This is a genomic window from Bacillus sp. LQ16 (assembly GCF_057784645.1).
The window spans coordinates 4,971,369-4,989,875 of record NZ_CM173491.1; the positions used below are offsets into that span (position 1 = coordinate 4,971,369).

At 38.7% G+C, this 18,507-nt stretch carries 18 protein-coding genes; 1 reads left to right on the top strand and 17 read right to left on the bottom strand.

Annotation, left to right across the window (positions count from 1 at the left end):
* Positions 1 to 22: 22 nt before the first annotated feature.
* The 6 genes from smpB to AC3EMB_RS25315 all read right to left on the bottom strand — a co-directional run bounded on the left by smpB (position 23) and on the right by AC3EMB_RS25315 (position 5,758).
* Positions 23 to 490 carry an SsrA-binding protein gene (gene smpB / locus AC3EMB_RS25290; RefSeq protein WP_001123920.1) on the bottom strand — a complete coding sequence of 156 codons (468 nt, stop codon included), beginning with the start codon at positions 488 to 490 and terminating at the stop codon, positions 23 to 25.
* A gap of 249 nt (positions 491 to 739) precedes the next feature.
* The gene (gene rnr, locus AC3EMB_RS25295) at positions 740 to 3,178 is read right to left on the bottom strand and encodes a ribonuclease R (RefSeq protein ID WP_366988020.1); all 2,439 of its coding nucleotides are present in this window, start codon (positions 3,176 to 3,178) and stop codon (positions 740 to 742) included.
* A gap of 293 nt (positions 3,179 to 3,471) precedes the next feature.
* Positions 3,472 to 4,212 (bottom strand): carboxylesterase, encoded by a 741-nt coding sequence (estA, locus tag AC3EMB_RS25300; protein WP_000761986.1) that lies wholly within the window; start codon positions 4,210 to 4,212, stop codon positions 3,472 to 3,474.
* A 160-nt stretch (positions 4,213 to 4,372) separates the two neighbouring features.
* A complete protein-coding gene (secG, locus tag AC3EMB_RS25305) occupies positions 4,373 to 4,606 on the bottom strand; it encodes a preprotein translocase subunit SecG (protein WP_000557266.1) in 234 nt (77 codons plus the stop codon).
* 94 nt (positions 4,607 to 4,700) lie between these two features.
* Positions 4,701 to 5,393: an LrgB family protein gene (locus AC3EMB_RS25310; protein ID WP_053563381.1), complete on the bottom strand. Its 693-nt coding sequence runs from the start codon at positions 5,391 to 5,393 to the stop codon at positions 4,701 to 4,703.
* Entirely contained in the window at positions 5,390 to 5,758 is a 369-nt protein-coding gene (locus AC3EMB_RS25315; protein ID WP_000673222.1) for a CidA/LrgA family holin-like protein, read from the bottom strand. The genes AC3EMB_RS25310 and AC3EMB_RS25315 overlap by 4 nt, the downstream gene beginning before the upstream one ends.
* Before the next feature lie 349 nt (positions 5,759 to 6,107).
* Between AC3EMB_RS25315 and AC3EMB_RS25320 the strand changes: the two genes are divergently transcribed.
* Positions 6,108 to 7,058 (top strand): nucleoside hydrolase, encoded by a 951-nt coding sequence (locus AC3EMB_RS25320; protein WP_488517341.1) that lies wholly within the window; start codon positions 6,108 to 6,110, stop codon positions 7,056 to 7,058.
* Positions 7,059 to 7,109: 51 nt separating this feature from the next.
* On the opposite strand, the gene eno is transcribed toward AC3EMB_RS25320, so the two are convergent.
* From eno to AC3EMB_RS25375, 11 genes are all read right to left on the bottom strand, one after another.
* A complete protein-coding gene (gene eno, locus AC3EMB_RS25325) occupies positions 7,110 to 8,405 on the bottom strand; it encodes a phosphopyruvate hydratase (RefSeq protein ID WP_000103951.1) in 1,296 nt (431 codons plus the stop codon).
* A 30-nt stretch (positions 8,406 to 8,435) separates the two neighbouring features.
* Complete coding sequence (gpmI, locus tag AC3EMB_RS25330; RefSeq protein ID WP_001231158.1) at positions 8,436 to 9,965, bottom strand: 2,3-bisphosphoglycerate-independent phosphoglycerate mutase; 1,530 nt, start codon at positions 9,963 to 9,965, stop codon at positions 8,436 to 8,438.
* Positions 9,962 to 10,717 carry a triose-phosphate isomerase gene (gene tpiA / locus AC3EMB_RS25335; protein WP_088024791.1) on the bottom strand — a complete coding sequence of 252 codons (756 nt, stop codon included), beginning with the start codon at positions 10,715 to 10,717 and terminating at the stop codon, positions 9,962 to 9,964. Before tpiA ends, gpmI begins: the two co-directional genes overlap by 4 nt.
* Positions 10,718 to 10,749: 32 nt before the next feature.
* Positions 10,750 to 11,934: a phosphoglycerate kinase gene (locus tag AC3EMB_RS25340; protein ID WP_001036331.1), complete on the bottom strand. Its 1,185-nt coding sequence runs from the start codon at positions 11,932 to 11,934 to the stop codon at positions 10,750 to 10,752.
* Between the two features lie 139 nt (positions 11,935 to 12,073).
* Positions 12,074 to 13,078, bottom strand: a complete 1,005-nt coding sequence (gene gap / locus AC3EMB_RS25345) for a type I glyceraldehyde-3-phosphate dehydrogenase (RefSeq protein WP_000161234.1) — start codon at positions 13,076 to 13,078, stop codon at positions 12,074 to 12,076.
* A gap of 26 nt (positions 13,079 to 13,104) precedes the next feature.
* The gene (cggR, locus tag AC3EMB_RS25350; RefSeq protein ID WP_001258185.1) at positions 13,105 to 14,133 is read right to left on the bottom strand and encodes a gapA transcriptional regulator CggR; all 1,029 of its coding nucleotides are present in this window, start codon (positions 14,131 to 14,133) and stop codon (positions 13,105 to 13,107) included.
* A 136-nt stretch (positions 14,134 to 14,269) separates the two neighbouring features.
* Complete coding sequence (locus AC3EMB_RS25355; RefSeq protein ID WP_000869730.1) at positions 14,270 to 14,515, bottom strand: glutaredoxin family protein; 246 nt, start codon at positions 14,513 to 14,515, stop codon at positions 14,270 to 14,272.
* Between the two features lie 9 nt (positions 14,516 to 14,524).
* Entirely contained in the window at positions 14,525 to 15,832 is a 1,308-nt protein-coding gene (gene rpoN, locus AC3EMB_RS25360) for an RNA polymerase factor sigma-54 (RefSeq protein ID WP_000647953.1), read from the bottom strand.
* Positions 15,833 to 16,133: 301 nt separating this feature from the next.
* The gene (locus AC3EMB_RS25365) at positions 16,134 to 16,331 is read right to left on the bottom strand and encodes a hypothetical protein (protein WP_000505575.1); all 198 of its coding nucleotides are present in this window, start codon (positions 16,329 to 16,331) and stop codon (positions 16,134 to 16,136) included.
* Between the two features lie 19 nt (positions 16,332 to 16,350).
* Positions 16,351 to 17,571, bottom strand: a complete 1,221-nt coding sequence (locus AC3EMB_RS25370; RefSeq protein ID WP_001243601.1) for an ABC transporter permease — start codon at positions 17,569 to 17,571, stop codon at positions 16,351 to 16,353.
* Positions 17,572 to 17,574: 3 nt separating this feature from the next.
* A complete protein-coding gene (locus AC3EMB_RS25375) occupies positions 17,575 to 18,459 on the bottom strand; it encodes an ABC transporter ATP-binding protein (RefSeq protein WP_000863493.1) in 885 nt (294 codons plus the stop codon).
* Positions 18,460 to 18,507 lie beyond the last annotated feature (48 nt).

Below are 18,507 nucleotides of genomic sequence, written 5' to 3' on the forward strand. Positions count from 1 at the left end.
TTTACAAATGTAAATATCTGTATTACATCTTTTGGCGATCACGGAACACGCGTGCAATTTCACGTTTTGCTTCTTTCTCTTTTAAATCGTGACGTTTATCGTATTGTTTCTTACCTTTTGCTAAACCAAGTGCCATTTTTGCAAATCCATTTTTCAAATAGATTCTAAGTGGAACTAATGCGTAACCTGTTTCTTTTGCAGCGCCCGCTAGCTTATCAATTTCTTTTTTATGAAGAAGTAATTTTCTCGTACGAAGTGGATCATGGTTGAAACGATTCCCTTGTTCGTATGTATTAATGTGCATATTATGAACCCATACTTCACCATTATGTACACGTGCAAACGCATCTTTCAAGTTCACGCGACCAGCGCGAATCGACTTAATTTCCGTTCCTTGAAGGACAAGCCCTGCTTCGTATGTTTCTTCGATGAAATAATCATGAAACGCTTTTTTATTTTGTGCAATAACCTTACCTGTACCTTTTGGCATATAACGTCCCTCCTCTATTTTTACTATTGTAACAAATGTTAATAAAAAGCGAAAGTGGCTCGCTCAGAATCTTTGGACATTGGAACTCCCGACAGAGAAGCGCTTTTTGCTTCGTCCGAGGGAGTGAAATGGCCCATAGATTCTAGCCACTGTAGCTGGATTCCATTAAAAGCGAAAGTGGCTCGCTCTCAAGCCACCAATAAAAAAAGAAAAAGCCCCGCTTTTCATCAAAGCGAAGCCACTCTTTTCTTACTTACGCTTTTTCTTTTTCTTCTTGAATCCTGGTACGTTTTCGAAAAATCCTTTTTTCTTCTTGCCGTTACCATCTTTTTTCCCTGGCTGACTTGCGGATGCGGATGTGGATGCAGATGCGGATGCGGATCCTCTTCCTTTTCCTTTGCCACCACGGTCAAATTTTCTACCTGTGCCACGTTCACCGCCGCGCTCATTACTGCGCTCGCTACGTCCACCGCGTTTCTTTCTGCCCGTTCTTGGCTGCTCGATAACGACTGGACGATCTTTGAACTTACGGCGAGGTGTGCCTTTCATACCAACGATTTCAAAGTCGATTGCACGCTCGTCTTTATTTACGTTAATAACGCGAATTGTAATTTCATCACCGATGCGGAATACGTTTCCTGTACGTTCTCCGATCATAGCGAAATGTTGCTCGTCATAACGGTAGTAATCATCCGTTAAATAACTAACGTGTACAAGACCTTCAATTGTATTTGGAAGCTCTACGAATAAACCGAAGTTTGTTACAGAGCTAATCATACCGTCATACTCTTCACCGATCTTATCAACCATATACTCTGCTTTTTTCATCTCATCTGTTTCACGCTCTGCTTCAACAGCACGGCGTTCCATATTAGAAGAGTGCTCTGCAATCTCAGGTAATTTTTCACGCCATTTTGCTTGCGTTTCATTGTCGACTTTACCATTAATAATGTATTCACGAATTAATCTATGAACAATTGTATCTGGGTAACGACGAATTGGTGATGTGAAATGTGTGTAGAACTCAGTTGATAAACCGAAATGTCCTAAACTATCCGCATCGTAACGAGCTTGCTTCATAGAACGAAGCATAACTGTTGAAATAACTACTTCTTCTGGCTGTCCTTGAACCATTTCAAGAATTTGTTGCAGCGCACGAGGGTGCACTTCATTCGCACGTCCTTTTACCGCATATCCGAAGTTCGTTACAAACTCGAAGAAACGCTCAAGCTTATCTTCTTTCGGATCTTCATGGACACGGTACATAAACGGTACGTTCATCCAGTGGAAGTGCTCTGCTACTGTTTCATTCGCAACAAGCATAAATTCTTCAATTAACTTCTCTGATACAGAGCGATCGCGCATAACAACATCAGTCGGTTTTCCTTCTTCATCTACTAATACTTTCGCTTCTTTAAAGTCAAAGTCAATTGCACCACGGCGCATACGTTTTTCACGTAGAATTTGTGCCAATTGCCCCATCTCTTTAAACATCGGTACTAATGGCTCATAACGCTTAATTAACTCTTCGTCCTCATCTTCTAAAATGCTTCTTACGTCAGCATACGTCATACGCTCTGTCGTTTTAATCACACTTTGGAAAATCTCGTGTTTAACAACATCACCTAAGTTGTTGATTTCCATTTCACAAGATAATGTCAGACGGTCTACTTTCGGATTTAATGAGCAAATACCGTTAGATAGACGATGTGGAATCATTGGAATTACACGGTCAACAAGATACACACTTGTCGCTCTTTCCGCTGCTTCTACATCAATTGGAGAACCTTCTTGAACGTAATGACTTACATCCGCAATGTGAACGCCTAGCTTGTAATTGCCGTTCTCAAGCTTCGTTACTGTAACAGCGTCATCTAAATCTTTCGCATCTGCACCATCAATCGTTACGATCATTTGATCACGTAAATCACGGCGATCTTTTAAATCTTCTTCTGAAATTGTTTCTGGTACACTGTTTGCATGCTCCATCACTTCTTCAGGGAATGCTAAAGGTAAATGATGTTTATGAATGACAGATAAAATATCTACTCCTGGATCATTTTTATGACCTAGAATTTGAATAACTTCACCTTCTGCACTTAAACGGTTTTCTGGGTAGCTCGTAATTTTCACAACTACCTTATGACCTTCTACAGCACCCATTGATGCACTTTTCAAGATAAAGATATCACTCGTCCAGCGCTTATTGTCAGGTATAACAAAGCCAAAGTTTTTCGATTCTGTATATGTACCAACAAGTTCTTTCGTTCCACGCTCTAAAATGCGTACAATTGAACCTTCTTGACGTGAACCGCTCGATTGAGAACTAAGTCGTGCTAATACTGTATCGCCATGAAGTGCACCGTTTAATTCTGTAGGAGGGATGAAAAGATCATCGTCTCCCGTTTTCTTCTCGTCTGGTACAACGAATGCAAAGCCACGTGCATGTCCAATTAACTTACCTCTTACTAAATTCATCTTTTCAGGAAGACCGTAACGGTTGCTACGTGTACGAATAACAAGTCCCTTCTCTTCCATCATTACAAGTGCCTTTACAAAGTCTTTAAAGCCCTCAGAACCTTCAATTCCAAATGCCTCTTCTAACTCTTGTATCGTTAGCGGTTTATACGCTTCTTCTCTCATAAATAATAACAACTTATCAATATGTTCTTGTATGATTTCTTCCAAGCAAAAATACCTCCTTTAAAACCTTATATTATTTAGTGTATCCGAAAGATAGGGGATGTATAAAGTGAAACTTTAATCAGTGGGGGTTTGTTCATCCCCCCACTGATTATTAGTTGAACCAATCGGGCCTTTACGGGCAGTTGATCCCTACCTAACTTCTTTGCTTTTGCTGAATTTTAAGGTGGGAGGCTTACTGCCCGTTAATGCGGGATAAAGCGAAACTTCAATACTCCCCTTATGATTTTTACAGTTTTCACAAAAAATTCCTTATGAAAAAAAGAGGCAACTAGATCTTACCAATCTAGTTGCTCCAAGAAGTTATATACATCCTCATGTAGCTCGTCACGTTGTTTATCAAGTGTAATGACATGCGTAGAGTCTTCATACCATTTAATGTCTTTTAACGTAGATTCTACACCGTTATAAATAATGTTAGCACTATCTGTATTAATCATTTCGTCATGACGTGCTTGTACAACAAATGTTGGTGCATAAATCATATCCACATTGTTACGTACGTCAGCAATTAATTGTTGTAATGCTTTTAATGTATTCATCGGTGTCTTTTGGAATTCCAACATTTCTTGTTCAATTTGTTCTGGTGATTTTTGCTCACGTTTTTTATATTCGCGGGCATATGCCAATATACCTTGGTACATCGTTTCTTCGCTCTTAATATACATCGGTGCACACATTGGTACTACACCTAAAACCGGTACTGTATAACCTAATTTTAAAGAAAATACGCCGCCAAGTGACAATCCAACAACAGCAATTTTCTCAAAACCTTTATCTTTTAAAAGCTGATATGCCTCCGTTACATCTTGCCACCAATCTGTAGGGCCTGTATGAACAAGCTCTTCTGGTGGTACACCGTGCCCTTTATAAATTGGCGCATGACAAGTATAGCCTTTCTTTTCTAAGAAACGCCCTAACATACGTACATCAGCTGAGTTCCCTGTGAATCCATGTAGTAATAAAACAGCGCGGTCTCCACCCTCAAATGTAAATGGTTTCGGAGATGCTAATTTCATCATGTACTTCTCCTCTTTCTCTTCTGTAATCTAGTCGTATTCTTTCTATATCTAGTGTACCATATTTGTATTTCTATAATCTAATTAGAAACATCTTTCAAATGGCAAAACAAAAAAGAAGAACCATTAGTACATCTTACTAACGCTTCTTCTTTCAATTCTATAAGTTTAAGTACGTAACAGCAATTGTTAATACAAAGAACAATACAGCTAAAACAATTGTAATACGGTTTAATACTGCTTCAATTCCACGTGCTTTTTGCTTACCAAATAATTGCTCTGCACCGCCTGAAATTGCACCTGAAAGGCCTGAGCTATTACTAGACTGCATAAGTACCATAACAATCATTAAAATCGATACAGTAATAAGTAAAACGGATAATAACGTATGCACTTGGCGTACCTCCTACAAAGATTCAGTTATTGTAACTGTAGCATAAATCCTATAGAAAAGCGAGAGCTATAGAGTTGCCCTCGCTTTTCTTCTATTACATAAACATCATTGCAAATAACGGTCCAAGTAAACATGTCAAAATTGCTGTTAATGTCATTGTTACCGATCCAATAACACCTTCATGTTCGTTATTTTTCATCGCTCTCATAACACCCATAATATGAGAAGCACATCCAAATCCGATACCTTTACCAACTGAGTTTGTAACACGGCTCCATTTCAATAAGAGAGGTCCTGTAATTGTTCCTGTAATACCTGCGATAACAACGAAAGCTGCTGTTAAGGAAGGTACACCACCAACTTGTTCAGAAACGCTCATCGCAACTGGCATTGTCACCGATTTTGGTAAAGACGATAAGATTAAGCTTTTATCTGTTCCCATAAGTGAAGCAATAGCAAAATCACTAGCGATTGCGACTGTTGTACCTACTAATACCCCGCCAGCAATCGGTACAACATATTTTTGCAGAACATGACGTTGTTTATAAAGAGGAATTGCAAATGCTACAACACCGGGTCCAAGTAGCTTTGCAATCCAGCCACCACCACTTTCCATATAATGTTGATATGGTATATCAAGCACGATAAATAGGAAAGCCATTAATCCTGTTGCTACAAGCATTGGAATGGTGAATGGTGTTGGAAATAATGTATAGATTTTTTTAGATAATTGATATAATAGCACCGTAAAAAGAACCCAACCGATTCCGATTAATATTTGGCTCATCGCGACTCTCTTTCCTTCCTATTCGCAAGATATTGTCCTGTATGTCCTGCGACAATAATAATTAAAAATGTACTCGCTACAACTGTAATGAAAAGAGAAATTCCTTTACTCATAAAAAAAGCACCGTAATTCATTAGGCCAAGCGTTGGCGGAATTAATAAAAACGGCATAATAGCAACGAGTGTTTCTGCTCCTAAATCGAACCATTTCACTGGAAGAACTTTTAGGCTAAGTAAAACAAGTAAGAGGAACATCCCTATCAAACTTCCTGGAATTGGAATGTTTAACATTTCTTGCACCCAAGTTCCAACCATATAAAACACGTAAAGAGCAGCAATTTGGACAAGAATCTTTGTAAATTTCATGTTCATCATCCCTCATGTTTATACGATCTTCTGTTAATATCTTTATCATAGTATAAATTGTAAAAAGCTGCAATTTATCAACTTGACAGCAAAAAAAGCCGATGTTATACGCTTACAACCTTGATATGACTGCATTTCCAAATGAAAATTATGTCAAAAACCTTGACCTAATATAAAAAGTTTTTATTTTCTGAATTTATAAGACTGTTATTTCAATAAAATAATCTTTTTATCCTTAAACTTACATATATATAAAGTGAAACTTTAATCATTGAGGGTTTCCTCATCCCCATTGATCATTCCTCACCAAGCGGGTTTGTACGGGATAAACAAGATAGGTGGTGAACATATGCCCAAAAAAGTTCTCATTTTTTGTGATCCTGGGATTGATGATACGATGGCTCTCCTCTTAGCATTCTTTATCAATGAAATAGAAATCGTCGGTATCGTTGCTGATTACGGCAATGTTCCAAAAAAAATGGCCGTAGAAAATGCTCACTTTCTTACAAGCGAAGTAAAGGGTAGAAATATCAAAATCTTTGGTGGATCAGAACGTCCAATTACTGGTGCTCCTCCTGCTTTTTTTACAGATGTACACGGGAAACAAGGGCTCGGGCCAATTATTCCAAAGGTGAATGTAACTAACGAAGAAATGGAGAATTTTTTTGAAGTTATTCCTCTTATTGAACAGTATAAAGATGAATTAATTATTGTGAGCTTAGGAAGACTTACCTCCCCAGCAATTTTATTTATCGTATGTAAACAATTAATGGAGCAAGTTAAATCTTACTACGTAATGGGCGGTGCCTTTTTACATCCTGGTAATGTTACCCCTATTTCCGAAGCAAACTTTTATGGCGACCCTACTGCAGCTAATATAGTCCTTCAATCCGCAGCTAACATGTACATATACCCATTAAACGTCACCCAATATTCCATCATTACACCAGAAATGGCCGAATACATTGAGGCAAAAGGAAAAGCCCCACTTGTCAAACCGTTATTCGATCATTATTACTACGGATATTATAAAGACACCCTACCACATTTAAAGGGCAGCCCCTTCCATGACACAATGCCAATACTCGCTTTACTTGATAACTCTATGTTTACCTATCACAAATCACCTATCGTTGTCATGACAGAATCTTATGCACAGGGGGCAAGCATTGGAGAATTTCGCTCTTTAGGAGAACCTAAACCATTTATTGATTGGCCGAGTCATCAAATAGCAATTGATTTTGATTATAACCGCTTCTTCAAACATTTCATGTCACTTATGACAGGTGAACAATTTTAACATAAAAAAACAGACCGTGATTTCTCACGGTCTGTCGTTTATTTTCTACAATTATCGTTTGATGTTATAGAAAGATTTGATACCATCGTAAACAGCGATTTCGCCTAGTTCGTCTTCGATGCGTAATAATTGGTTGTACTTAGCAATACGGTCAGTACGGCTCATAGAACCAGTTTTGATTTGGCCAGCGTTAGTTGCAACTGCGATGTCAGCGATTGTAGCATCTTCAGTTTCACCAGAACGGTGAGATACAACTGCTGTGTAACCAGCACGTTTAGCCATTTCGATAGCTTCGAAAGTCTCAGTTAAAGTACCGATTTGGTTAACTTTAATTAAGATTGAGTTAGAGATACCTTTTTCGATACCTTCAGCAAGTTTTTGAGTGTTAGTTACGAATAAATCGTCACCAACTAATTGTACTTTATCACCGATACGCTCAGTTAATAATTTGTGACCATCCCAGTCGTTTTCGTCTAAACCATCTTCGATAGAGATGATTGGGAAGTCTTTGCAAAGCTCTTCGTAGAAATCAACCATTTCTGCAGAAGTTAAGCCAGTACGGCCTTCGCCTGCAAGGTCATATTTACCAGTTTCTTTGTTGTAGAACTCAGAAGAAGCAACGTCCATTCCTAAGAATACGTTCTCGCCAGCTTTGTAACCAGCTTTTTCGATAGCTTCGATGATTACTTCTAGAGCTTCACGGTTAGAACCAAGGTTTGGAGCGAATCCACCTTCGTCACCTACTGCAGTGTTAAGACCTTTGTCATGTAATACAGCTTTAAGTGCATGGAATACTTCAGCACCCATACGGATTGATTCTTTGAATGTTGGAGCACCAACTGGTAAGATCATGAACTCTTGGAAGTCAACGTTGTTATCAGCGTGAGAACCACCGTTGATGATGTTCATCATTGGAGTTGGTAATTGTTTTGCATTGAATCCACCAAGGTAACGGTATAATGGAAGACCTACGAAGTCAGCTGCTGCGTGAGCTACTGCCATAGATACACCAAGGATAGCGTTAGCGCCTAGTTTACCTTTGTTTGGAGTGCCATCTAATTCGATCATAGCACGGTCGATACCAGCTTGGTCAGTTACATCGAAACCAGCGATTTCTGGAGCGATAATTTCATTAACGTTGTTTACTGCGTTAACAACACCTTTACCAAGGTAACGAGATTTGTCACCGTCACGTAATTCTACTGCTTCGTGCTCACCAGTAGATGCACCACTTGGTACGATAGCGCGTCCGAAAGCGCCGCTTTCTGTGTAAACTTCTACTTCTACAGTTGGGTTACCACGAGAGTCAAGGACTTCGCGAGCATAAACATCAATAATTGTTGACATAATAAATTCTCTCCTTTTTATATAAGCAAATTATTTAATAATTGTTTTACCTGTCATTTCTTTCGGTTGTTCCACATTTAAAAGTGTAAGCATTGTTGGAGCGATATCTCCTAAAATACCACCTTCACGAAGCTCTACATCATTTTTTGTAACGATGAAAGGAACCGGGTTAGTTGTATGAGCTGTCATAGGACCGCCATCAGCAGTTAACTCCTGATCAGCATTACCATGGTCAGCAGTAATAAGTGCTACACCATCTTTTGCAAGAATCGCTTCTACAACTTTTCCTAAACATTCGTCAGTTGCTTCTACTGCTTTAATTGTTGGTTCCATCATCCCAGAATGGCCAACCATATCACAGTTCGCAAAGTTAAGAATGATAACATCATGTTTATCATTTTCGATTTCATTTACTAAAGCGTCCGTTACTTCGTAAATGCTCATTTCAGGTTTCAAGTCATACGTTGCAACCTTTGGTGAGTTAATTAAGATACGCTCTTCTCCTGGGAATTCAGCCTCACGACCACCGCTAAAGAAGAATGTAACGTGCGGATACTTTTCAGTTTCCGCGATGCGAAGTTGCTTTAATCCCGCTTGCGCAACAACTTCACCTAAAGTGTTATCAAGGTTCATTGGCTTGAATGCCACGTAACCATCTACAGTTTCACTGAAGTGTGTCATACATACGAATTCTGGAATGTGAGGTACTTTTTCACCACGATCGAACTCACGGAAGTCTTCGTTTGTAAATACACGAGCAATTTGAATTGCACGGTCTGGACGGAAGTTATAGAAGATAACTGCATCATCATCATTGATTGTTGCAACTGGCGTGTTATCTTCGTTAACAATTACAGACGGCAATACGAATTCATCATAGATACCGTTCGCATAAGAGTCTTCTACACACTCTTCTGCTGATTTATAAGTAGGGCCTTCACCATTCACCATAGCACTGTAACATTTTTCTACGCGATCCCAACGCTTGTCACGGTCCATAGAGTAATAACGACCAGAGATAGTCGCGAATTGTCCTACTCCTGTTTCTTTAATTACTTCATTCGTTGCATCGATATAACCTTTTGCTGTTTGTGGTCCAACATCGCGGCCGTCTAAGAATGCATGGATATAAACTTTCTCCACGCCTTCTTTTGCTGCTAAGCGAAGAAGAGCAAACATATGGTTCATGTGACTGTGCACACCACCGTCAGAAAGTAAACCGAATAAATGAAGTGCAGTACCTTTTTCTTTTACGCTTTTAATTGCATTTTGGAAAGTTTCGTTCTTATCGAACTCACCTTCACGAATTGCAACGTTAACGCGTGTTAAGCTTTGATATACTACGCGGCCAGCACCGATATTTAAGTGACCAACCTCAGAGTTACCCATTTGACCTTCTGGAAGACCTACCGCCTCACCACAAGCTGTAAGCGTTGTATGAGGGAATTTGTTCCAGTAACCATCAAAATTAGGTTTCTTAGCTTGTGCTACAGCATTCCCGTAAGTTTCTTCACGAAGTCCGAAACCGTCAAGAATGATTAAAGCTGTTGGCTTTCTCATTTTACCGCCCCCAGAAGACCTAAGAACGAAGCAGGCTCTAAGCTAGCACCGCCAACTAAAGCGCCGTCGATGTCAGATTGTGCCATATACTCTTTAATGTTTTCTGGTTTTACGCTACCGCCGTATTGGATACGAACAGCTTCTGCAGCGTCTGGAGAAACAGCTTCTGCAACAACTTTACGGATGTGCGCACATACTTCGTTTGCATCTGCAGAAGAAGAAGATTTACCTGTACCGATAGCCCAGATTGGCTCATAAGCGATAACAGTTGCTTTAACTTGCTCTTCTGTTAAACCTGCAAGTGCTTTTGTCACTTGACCTGCTACTAGATCAAATGTTTTTCCGCTTTCGCGCTCTTCTAAAGTCTCACCACAACATACGATTGGTGTTAAACCATGTTCAAATGCTGCGATAGTCTTTTTGTTTACTGATTCGTCTGTTTCAGCAAACATTTCACGACGCTCAGAGTGGCCAAGTACTACGTAGCCTACTTTTAAGTCGCTAAGTGCTACTGGGCTAATTTCGCCAGTGAATGCACCATTTTTTTCGAAGTGCATGTTTTGTGCACCTACTTGTAAGTCAGTTCCTTCAGTTGCTGCTACAAGGCGCTCTAAGAATAGAGCTGGAGAGCAAACTACTGCATCAACAGCTGAAGCTGCTGGGATTTGACCTTTAACTTCCTCTACGAAGCTAACTGCTTCAGATAGAGTTTTATTCATTTTCCAGTTACCTGCGATAATTGGTTTACGCATGCTTTGCACCGTCCTTTTTCTTTGGCTGCTACTTATTTGTCGTTAAGACAAACTACACCTGGAAGCTCTTTACCTTCCATGAATTCTAATGACGCACCGCCGCCAGTAGAAATGTGGCTCATTTTATCAGCCATACCGAATTTTTCAACAGCTGCTGCAGAGTCACCACCGCCGATAACAGAGTATGTATCTTCTGCATCTGCTAATGCTTGTCCTACTGCTTTTGTACCTTCTGCGAATGGAGTCATTTCGAATACACCCATTGGTCCATTCCATACAACAAGCTTAGAATTTTTAATTACATCTGCATAAATTTCACGTGTTTTAGGACCGATGTCCACGCCTTCCCAGTTAGAAGGGATAGAGTCGATACCAACAATTTTAGTTGTTGCAGTTTCAGAGAATTCCTCAGTGATTACAACATCAACTGGCATATAGAAGTTTACGCCTTTTTCTTTTGCAAGTTGCATAAATTCTTTAGCTAGTTCAATCTTGTCGTCTTCACATAGAGATAGACCAATTTCATGACCTAAAGCTTTAACGAATGTGTAAGCAAGTCCGCCACCGATGATTAAGTTATCTACTTTGTCTAATAGATGACGAATTACACCGATTTTATCTTTTACTTTCGCACCACCGATGATAGCTGTAAATGGACGTTCTGGGTTAGAAAGTGCTTTACCAAGTACATCTAACTCTTTTTCCATTAATAGACCAGATACTGCTGGTAGGTAGTCTGCGATACCTGCTGTAGAAGCATGAGCACGGTGAGCTGCACCGAATGCATCGTTTACGAAGATGTCAGCAAGTGCTGCAAATTCTTTCGCAAGTTCTGCATCGTTCTTTTCTTCGCCCGCATAGAAACGTACGTTTTCAAGAACTAATACGTCGCCTTCGTTCATTGCTGCAACCATTTCTTGTGCAACTGGTCCGAATGCTTCGTCCGCTTTTTTAACATCTTTACCAAGAAGCTCGCCTAAACGTGCTGCTACTGGAGTAAGACGTAATTCTTCTACTGCTTGACCTTTTGGACGGCCTAAGTGGCTTGCTAAAATAACTTTCGCACCTTGCTCTACTAAATATTGAATTGTAGGAAGAGCTGCACGGATACGAGTTTCATCTGTAATTTTGCCTTCTTTCATAGGTACGTTGAAATCAACGCGGCAAAATACACGCTTACCTTTTAAATCTACGTCACGAATTGATTTTTTGTTCATTGGATTTCCCTCCGACTACTAGTTAGGATTGACAAAACCCATTCAAAAGCTTAACACATTTGCTTTTAAAACGAAAGAAGAGAGAGAGGGAACAAACCCTCTCCCTCGTTTTGTCATTGATAACTTATATAATTAAGAATTAAAGACCTTTTGAAGTCATGTAAGCTGCTAAGTCTACTACGCGGTTAGAGTAACCAGTTTCGTTATCGTACCAAGAAAGTACTTTAACCATGTTACCTTCCATTACCATTGTAGATAATGCATCGATTGTAGAAGAAGCTGTACATCCGTTATAGTCGATAGATACTAATGGCTCTTCGCTGTATCCAAGGATACCTTTTAATTCGCCTTCAGCTGCTGCTTTGAATGCTGCGTTTACATCTTCAACTGTTACTTCTTTGTCAAGTTCAACAACTAAGTCAACAAGAGAAACGTTAGCAGTTGGAACACGTACAGCGCCACCGTTTAATTTACCTTTAAGTTCTGGTAATACTAATGCTACAGCTTTAGCTGCACCAGTAGATGTTGGGATCATGTTTTCAGCTGCTGCACGAGCACGACGTAAATCTTTGTGTGGTAAGTCTAAGATTTGTTGGTCGTTAGTGTAAGAGTGAATTGTTGTCATCATTCCGCGTTTTACGCCGAATTTTTCGTTTAATACTTTAGCGAATGGAGCTAGACAGTTTGTAGTACAAGAAGCGTTAGATACTACGTTGTGGTTAGCTGCATCGTATTGTTCGTGGTTAACACCCATAACTACAGTGATATCTTCGTCAGAAGCTGGAGCTGAGATGATAACTTTCTTAACTGATCCACCTAAGTGTTTTTCAGCGTCTGATTTTTTAGTGAAACGGCCAGTAGATTCTACTACTACTTCTACTCCGTAGTCGCTCCATGGTAATTGAGCTGGGTCACGCTCAGCGATAACTTTAATTTCTTTACCGTTAACAACGATGCTGTTTTCGTTAGCAGATACTTCTGCATTTAAAGTTCCGTGAACTGTGTCATATTTTAAAAGGTGAGCTAATGTTTTAGCATCTGTTAAGTCGTTGATTGCTACTACTTCTACCTCAGAGTTGTTAAGAGCTGCGCGGAATACGTTACGTCCGATACGTCCAAATCCATTAATACCAATTTTAGTCATTTGAATTTCCTCCTTGGGGGATTATATTAAAGGGTAAAACCCTTTGTTAATTGTTTTGCTGCACCTTCATCTGTAATTAGAATTGAAGTGTGCCCTTGCTTTATTACAGCCTGTATTGCTTTTGCCTTTGAAGAACCTCCAGCGACTGCAACAACGTGAGATACATTTTGTAAATCCTCAAGTTGCATACCAACTGTTCTTACTTTATGAACAACATTTCCTTCTTCATTAAAGTAGTAACCGAAAGCTTCACCAACTGCTTCGCTTGCCTGAATCTTTAACCAATCTGCTTCTGAAGTACTTCTGCGACGTGCCATTGTTAACGCATCACCTATTCCATGAATGACGATATTGGAAGATCGAATCAACTCAAGAACTTCTTTCACGGAAGGCTCTGTCACAATAGACGCATATGCTTCGCTACTAACATGGTCTGGAACATACAATAAGCGATAATTACTCATCGTATTTTGCGCCATCTTGGCACAAATGGTATTGGCTTCTAATTCAACACCTTCTCCAATTCCACCACGTGCTGGGACAAATAGCATATGTAAATCTTTGCAATCAAGTTGCATCATGTCCGCAGCAGCAGCTAGCGTAGTTCCTCCAGCCACAGCAACGATATTATTCGCTGTCAGACGGTCTTTTATACAAGTCACACAAGCACGGCCCATCTCCAGTTTGACCCAAGGTGATTCATCACTATCACCAGGGACAACGAAAACTTCATCCAAGTCTAATGTTTCCTTAAGTTGCTTTTCTAAAACCTTTAACCCGGAAATTTCTTTCATAAAGTCTTCCAAAGCAAGAACTAAAGCTGTTCCTTCTTCTGTCAAAGTCATTCCAGAAGAAGCGACGTGAACTAAGTTTTGTTCTTTCAAAACTTGAACTTCACTTCGCAATACTCGTTCTGTCATACCGAGGCTTGCTGATAAGTTTCTTCTTCCAATCGGCTGCATGAGCCTAATGTATTGAAGAATTTGCATTCTCGTTTGCATAACAGGTAGCAGATCAGGTAATAATTTTTTTGTGTTCTGAATCCATGAGCGCATATCTTTTCTCCTCACTACATTGGTTCATTTTTCCTTAATGGTCACTTTACGTCCCGTAGTGACATTTTGTGTCCCACATAGGTTAAAAAAATAATCCCTGCTACGTGTATTATTGTAACAGGAGATAGAAACTTATTCAACTCTTAACTGCATTCTTTATATAGTTTATTATGACACCTTTGTGAATGTTACCATATTCTACTTGTTTTCCGTCCATTTCTACAACCGGAATCATTAAGTGATATTTTTCTAAAAGGTCATTATCTTCATATATATCTATTTCCTCGATTTGAAAAGAATATTCACATTGTACTTCCTGTAAAACTTGTTTCGCCTTCACGCAAAGGCCACAATCTTTTTTAGTATACAGTACAACTTTCATCTTCTTCACCTATCCGATCGTTTTTCGTAATGACGAAGCTGGGATATGCATTTGTTCTCTATACTTCGCCACTGTTCTTCGAGAAATAACAATTTCATGCTCTTCTTCTAATAATTTTGAAATCTTTTGATCTGAAAGTGGCTTTTTCTTATCCTCTGCCCCAATTAGCGTTTGAATAAATTGTTTTACACGTTTTGTAGAAACTGCTTCATCTTCAGTCGTCGAAACGGCATTGCTAAAGAACGATTTCATCTCAAATAAACCGTGTGGTGTTTGCACATATTTATTTCGCGTCGCACGACTAATTGTTGATTCATGCACACTTAACTCTTCCGCTACCTCTTTTAAAGCGAGAGGTCTTAAATACTCTGGACCTTTCCAGAAGAAATCACGTTGTTTTTCCATAATAATATTCATCACTTGCAGCAGCGTCTGTTTTCTCTGCTTCAAACTGCGCATAATCCACTGCACATGCTGATACTTTTCTGATACGTAAGATGCTACTTCACTTTCACTATTATTAAGAAGCGCACTATATTCAGAATGAATTTCAATTCTCGGCATATTTCTCTCATTCATTTGTAAAACGAGGCGATCGCCATCTTTTTTCACCGCCATATCAGGCACAATATAAAGTGGTTTATCTGAAGAAAACGCAAGACCTGGTTTTGGTTGTAATGACGTTATACAATTTACCGCACTCTGTAATTCCTCATTACTACATTTCAACACTTGAACGAGCTTTCGCCAATCTTTCTTCACAAAATAAGCGAAATGATCTTCTACAACCTCTTCTGCTAATCCATTCCGTCTTTGTAAGCGCTTCAATTGCAAGGTTAAACATTCCTGAATATTACGCGCCCCTACCCCTGCTGGTTCCAGTGATTGGACAAGCTCTACAGAGCGGTCGACTACATGAATATGCGCAGAAAGGAGCTCTGCTAACTCTTCATTCGTTTCTTGTAAATATCCATTTCCATCCATGTTCATAATAATGAAAGAAGCTACTTTTCGCTCTTCTTCATCTATTTTATAATACTGTATTTGATTTAATAAATGTTGCTGAATCGTTGTAGAATCCACACTGTAGATCTCCATCTGATTCTCGACTTGTTTGCTGGTACTTTTACTGTTGTTAGAGCTCTTTTTCTTCTCCCTCTCAAAACCACCTAACTCAATAAGGGGATTCTCTAACGATTGCTCATACAAAAACTCCGATAATTCTTGTACATTATACTGGAGCATTGTAATCGCTTGCCTTAACTCTTGTGTCATTGCCAAACGTAAGCTTTGTTCTTGTAAAAGACTTGCCTTCAAACTAATCTCCCCCTTGTTTCTATTGTACAATAAGTTTGGTAAAAGGAGAATGCTATCACAGACACCCATTCCAAAATATTATTAATTTATATGTATTAATGAGATTTACAACTTACAACCTAAATTTGAATAATATTGAAAGAAAATAATAAACTCAATTATTTGTTACTACATACTAATAGTAACTCTTAATTTTATATATAACAACATTAAATTTATCTCTGTTCAATTCCAAAATAAAAAGAGCAGTTTAGGTATAGTGACACTTCACTATGCCTAACTACTCTTTTACGATTCTTATTTAAGAAAGAAACCTCTTATTTAAAGCTAAGGAACTTTGATTCCTAATTACATAGGAATCATAGAGATAATCGTTCGATTCACTAGACGCTCCTTGAATTCCTCTCATCTCTTCCACAGACAACTCAACTATTTTTTTCACGCTTCTCTCGTTATTACTATCCATCATTTTTTGTTTTCTTTTCGAAAAAAATCCCATAATTTATTCCCCCCTGCAATTAATTATTTTTTAACAATTGAATGAATTTAAGGCTCTTACCACTTCTTAATACACCTTTCGGATAGACCTTCGCTGCAAACATAGCAATTAAGCTAATGCTAGCCAGTAATACAACCATAGATGTAATAATTTCTAAACTCCCAACGGATCCATTAATAATCCTAACTACCATACTAATTGGAGCTGTAAACGGAACATATGATGTCACCCTTGATACTAGCCCTTCAGGGTTATCAAGTACTACTAATAACTCCACCACTAAGCTTCCCATCAATATAAGAGTAATCGGCATCGTTGTTCCGGATAATTCTTCTGGCCTGCTTACCATAGAACCAAACACTGCGAAAAGTGCCGCATAAACGAAGTAACCGAGAACAAAATATAACAAGAAATATGCAGCATGCTCACCTGTAATCATATTTACATCAATATTCACTCCAAAAAACGAATCCGATACCTTGAAAATTCCAGATTTAATATATAGCGCCATACTAAGGAAGAAAATAAATAACTGTGTCAAACTAGCAAGACCGACTCCTAATATCTTCCCAAAGACCATGTGAACAGGCGACACCTTCGTTACCATCACTTCCATAACACGCGACGCCTTCTCTGACGCTACCGCTGTAGCAATCGCATTTCCATACGAAGTAATTGCTAAGTACATAATCGCTACTAATAAATACACCAGTAAGAATGAGCTTGTTTCTTCGTTATTTAAGTTTTGCTTTTTCGCTTGCACGTTCATCGTCAGTGATTTCACAGCCTCTTCTGATAACTGTTGTTTAACTACCGCACTTTGAAAATACTGATTTTGTACAAATACCTGCGCACTTTGAATCAACTTAGGATTATCCACCTTCATAAAGTAATCTAATACTGGTTCAGCACCCGCACCCTCTTTTAATATAAAGAGCGCTTCGACTTTCTTATCTAACAAATCTTGCTTATATTGATTTAATTTTGTTTTATCACCTAAAGACCAATCCCATTCTGGAAGAGCTTTACTAAGATTAGATTGATCCAAAGTAACATTAGGTGCTTCGGAAATAAATACAACTTTTGCTTTTTCTTTCTCTCCAGAAAACTTTTGTACTAAAGTTGGAAAGGAGAATAAGAATATCCCTCCCCCTATTAATAACAATGTCATTCCAATAAATATTTTCGTCCTCACACGATCCCAATACGTTTGCCCTAAAACAATCCAGAAATTCCTCATTACTTATGCACCCGCCTTTTCAACAAAGATTTGATGTAAAGAAGGTTCTTTAATAGAAACATCTCGGATATATTGTTTAGTTTTAATGTCTTCAAGCAGCGAAAATGCATCCTCTCCATCATTAACTTTAATCATGAACGTACGATTAACTTTTTCAAAATTGAAATTTTTCTTCTTAAGAATAGGTTCAATATCCCCTTCCGTTTGCAACGTCATATATTTGTATTGATAACTTTTCTTAATATCTGACAAGGCACCCGATAATACAAGTTGACCATTTTTCATAATACAAATTTCCTCACAGAACGTTTCTACACTGTCCATTTGATGACTACAGAAGATAATCGTTTTTCTTTGCGCGATTAACTCGAGCACAACATTTTTTAACATCTCTGCATTTACAGGATCCAATCCACTAAATGGTTCATCTAGTATGATGAATTCCGGATTATGCAATATCGCTGAAATCAATTGAATTTTTTGTTGATTTCCCTTTGACAATTCCTCTGTTTTCTTCTTTAAATGTGGTGTCATTTCTAATTTTTCTAGCCACTGTAACGCATGCCTTTTTGCAAGATTAGCTGGCATTCCTTCTAACTTGCCGAAATACACCAATTGCTCCACTACATTCATTTTCGGGTATAATCCACGCTCTTCTGGTAAATAGCCAATAGATAGGTCTTTCTTTGAAAAAGGGCGATTATTCCATAGAATTTGGCCGCTATCCGGTTTGATTAAATCTAAGATCATACGAATCGTCGTCGTCTTACCAGCACCATTTCGGCCCAGCATCCCTAAAATTCCACCTTCTTCTACACGTATATTTAAATCATTAACGGCCTTATATTCACCAAATGTTTTATTTAATCCTTGAATTTCAAATGCCATATATAACATCCCCTTTACTGTTTAATAAAGTAAATAACTGCCATTCCT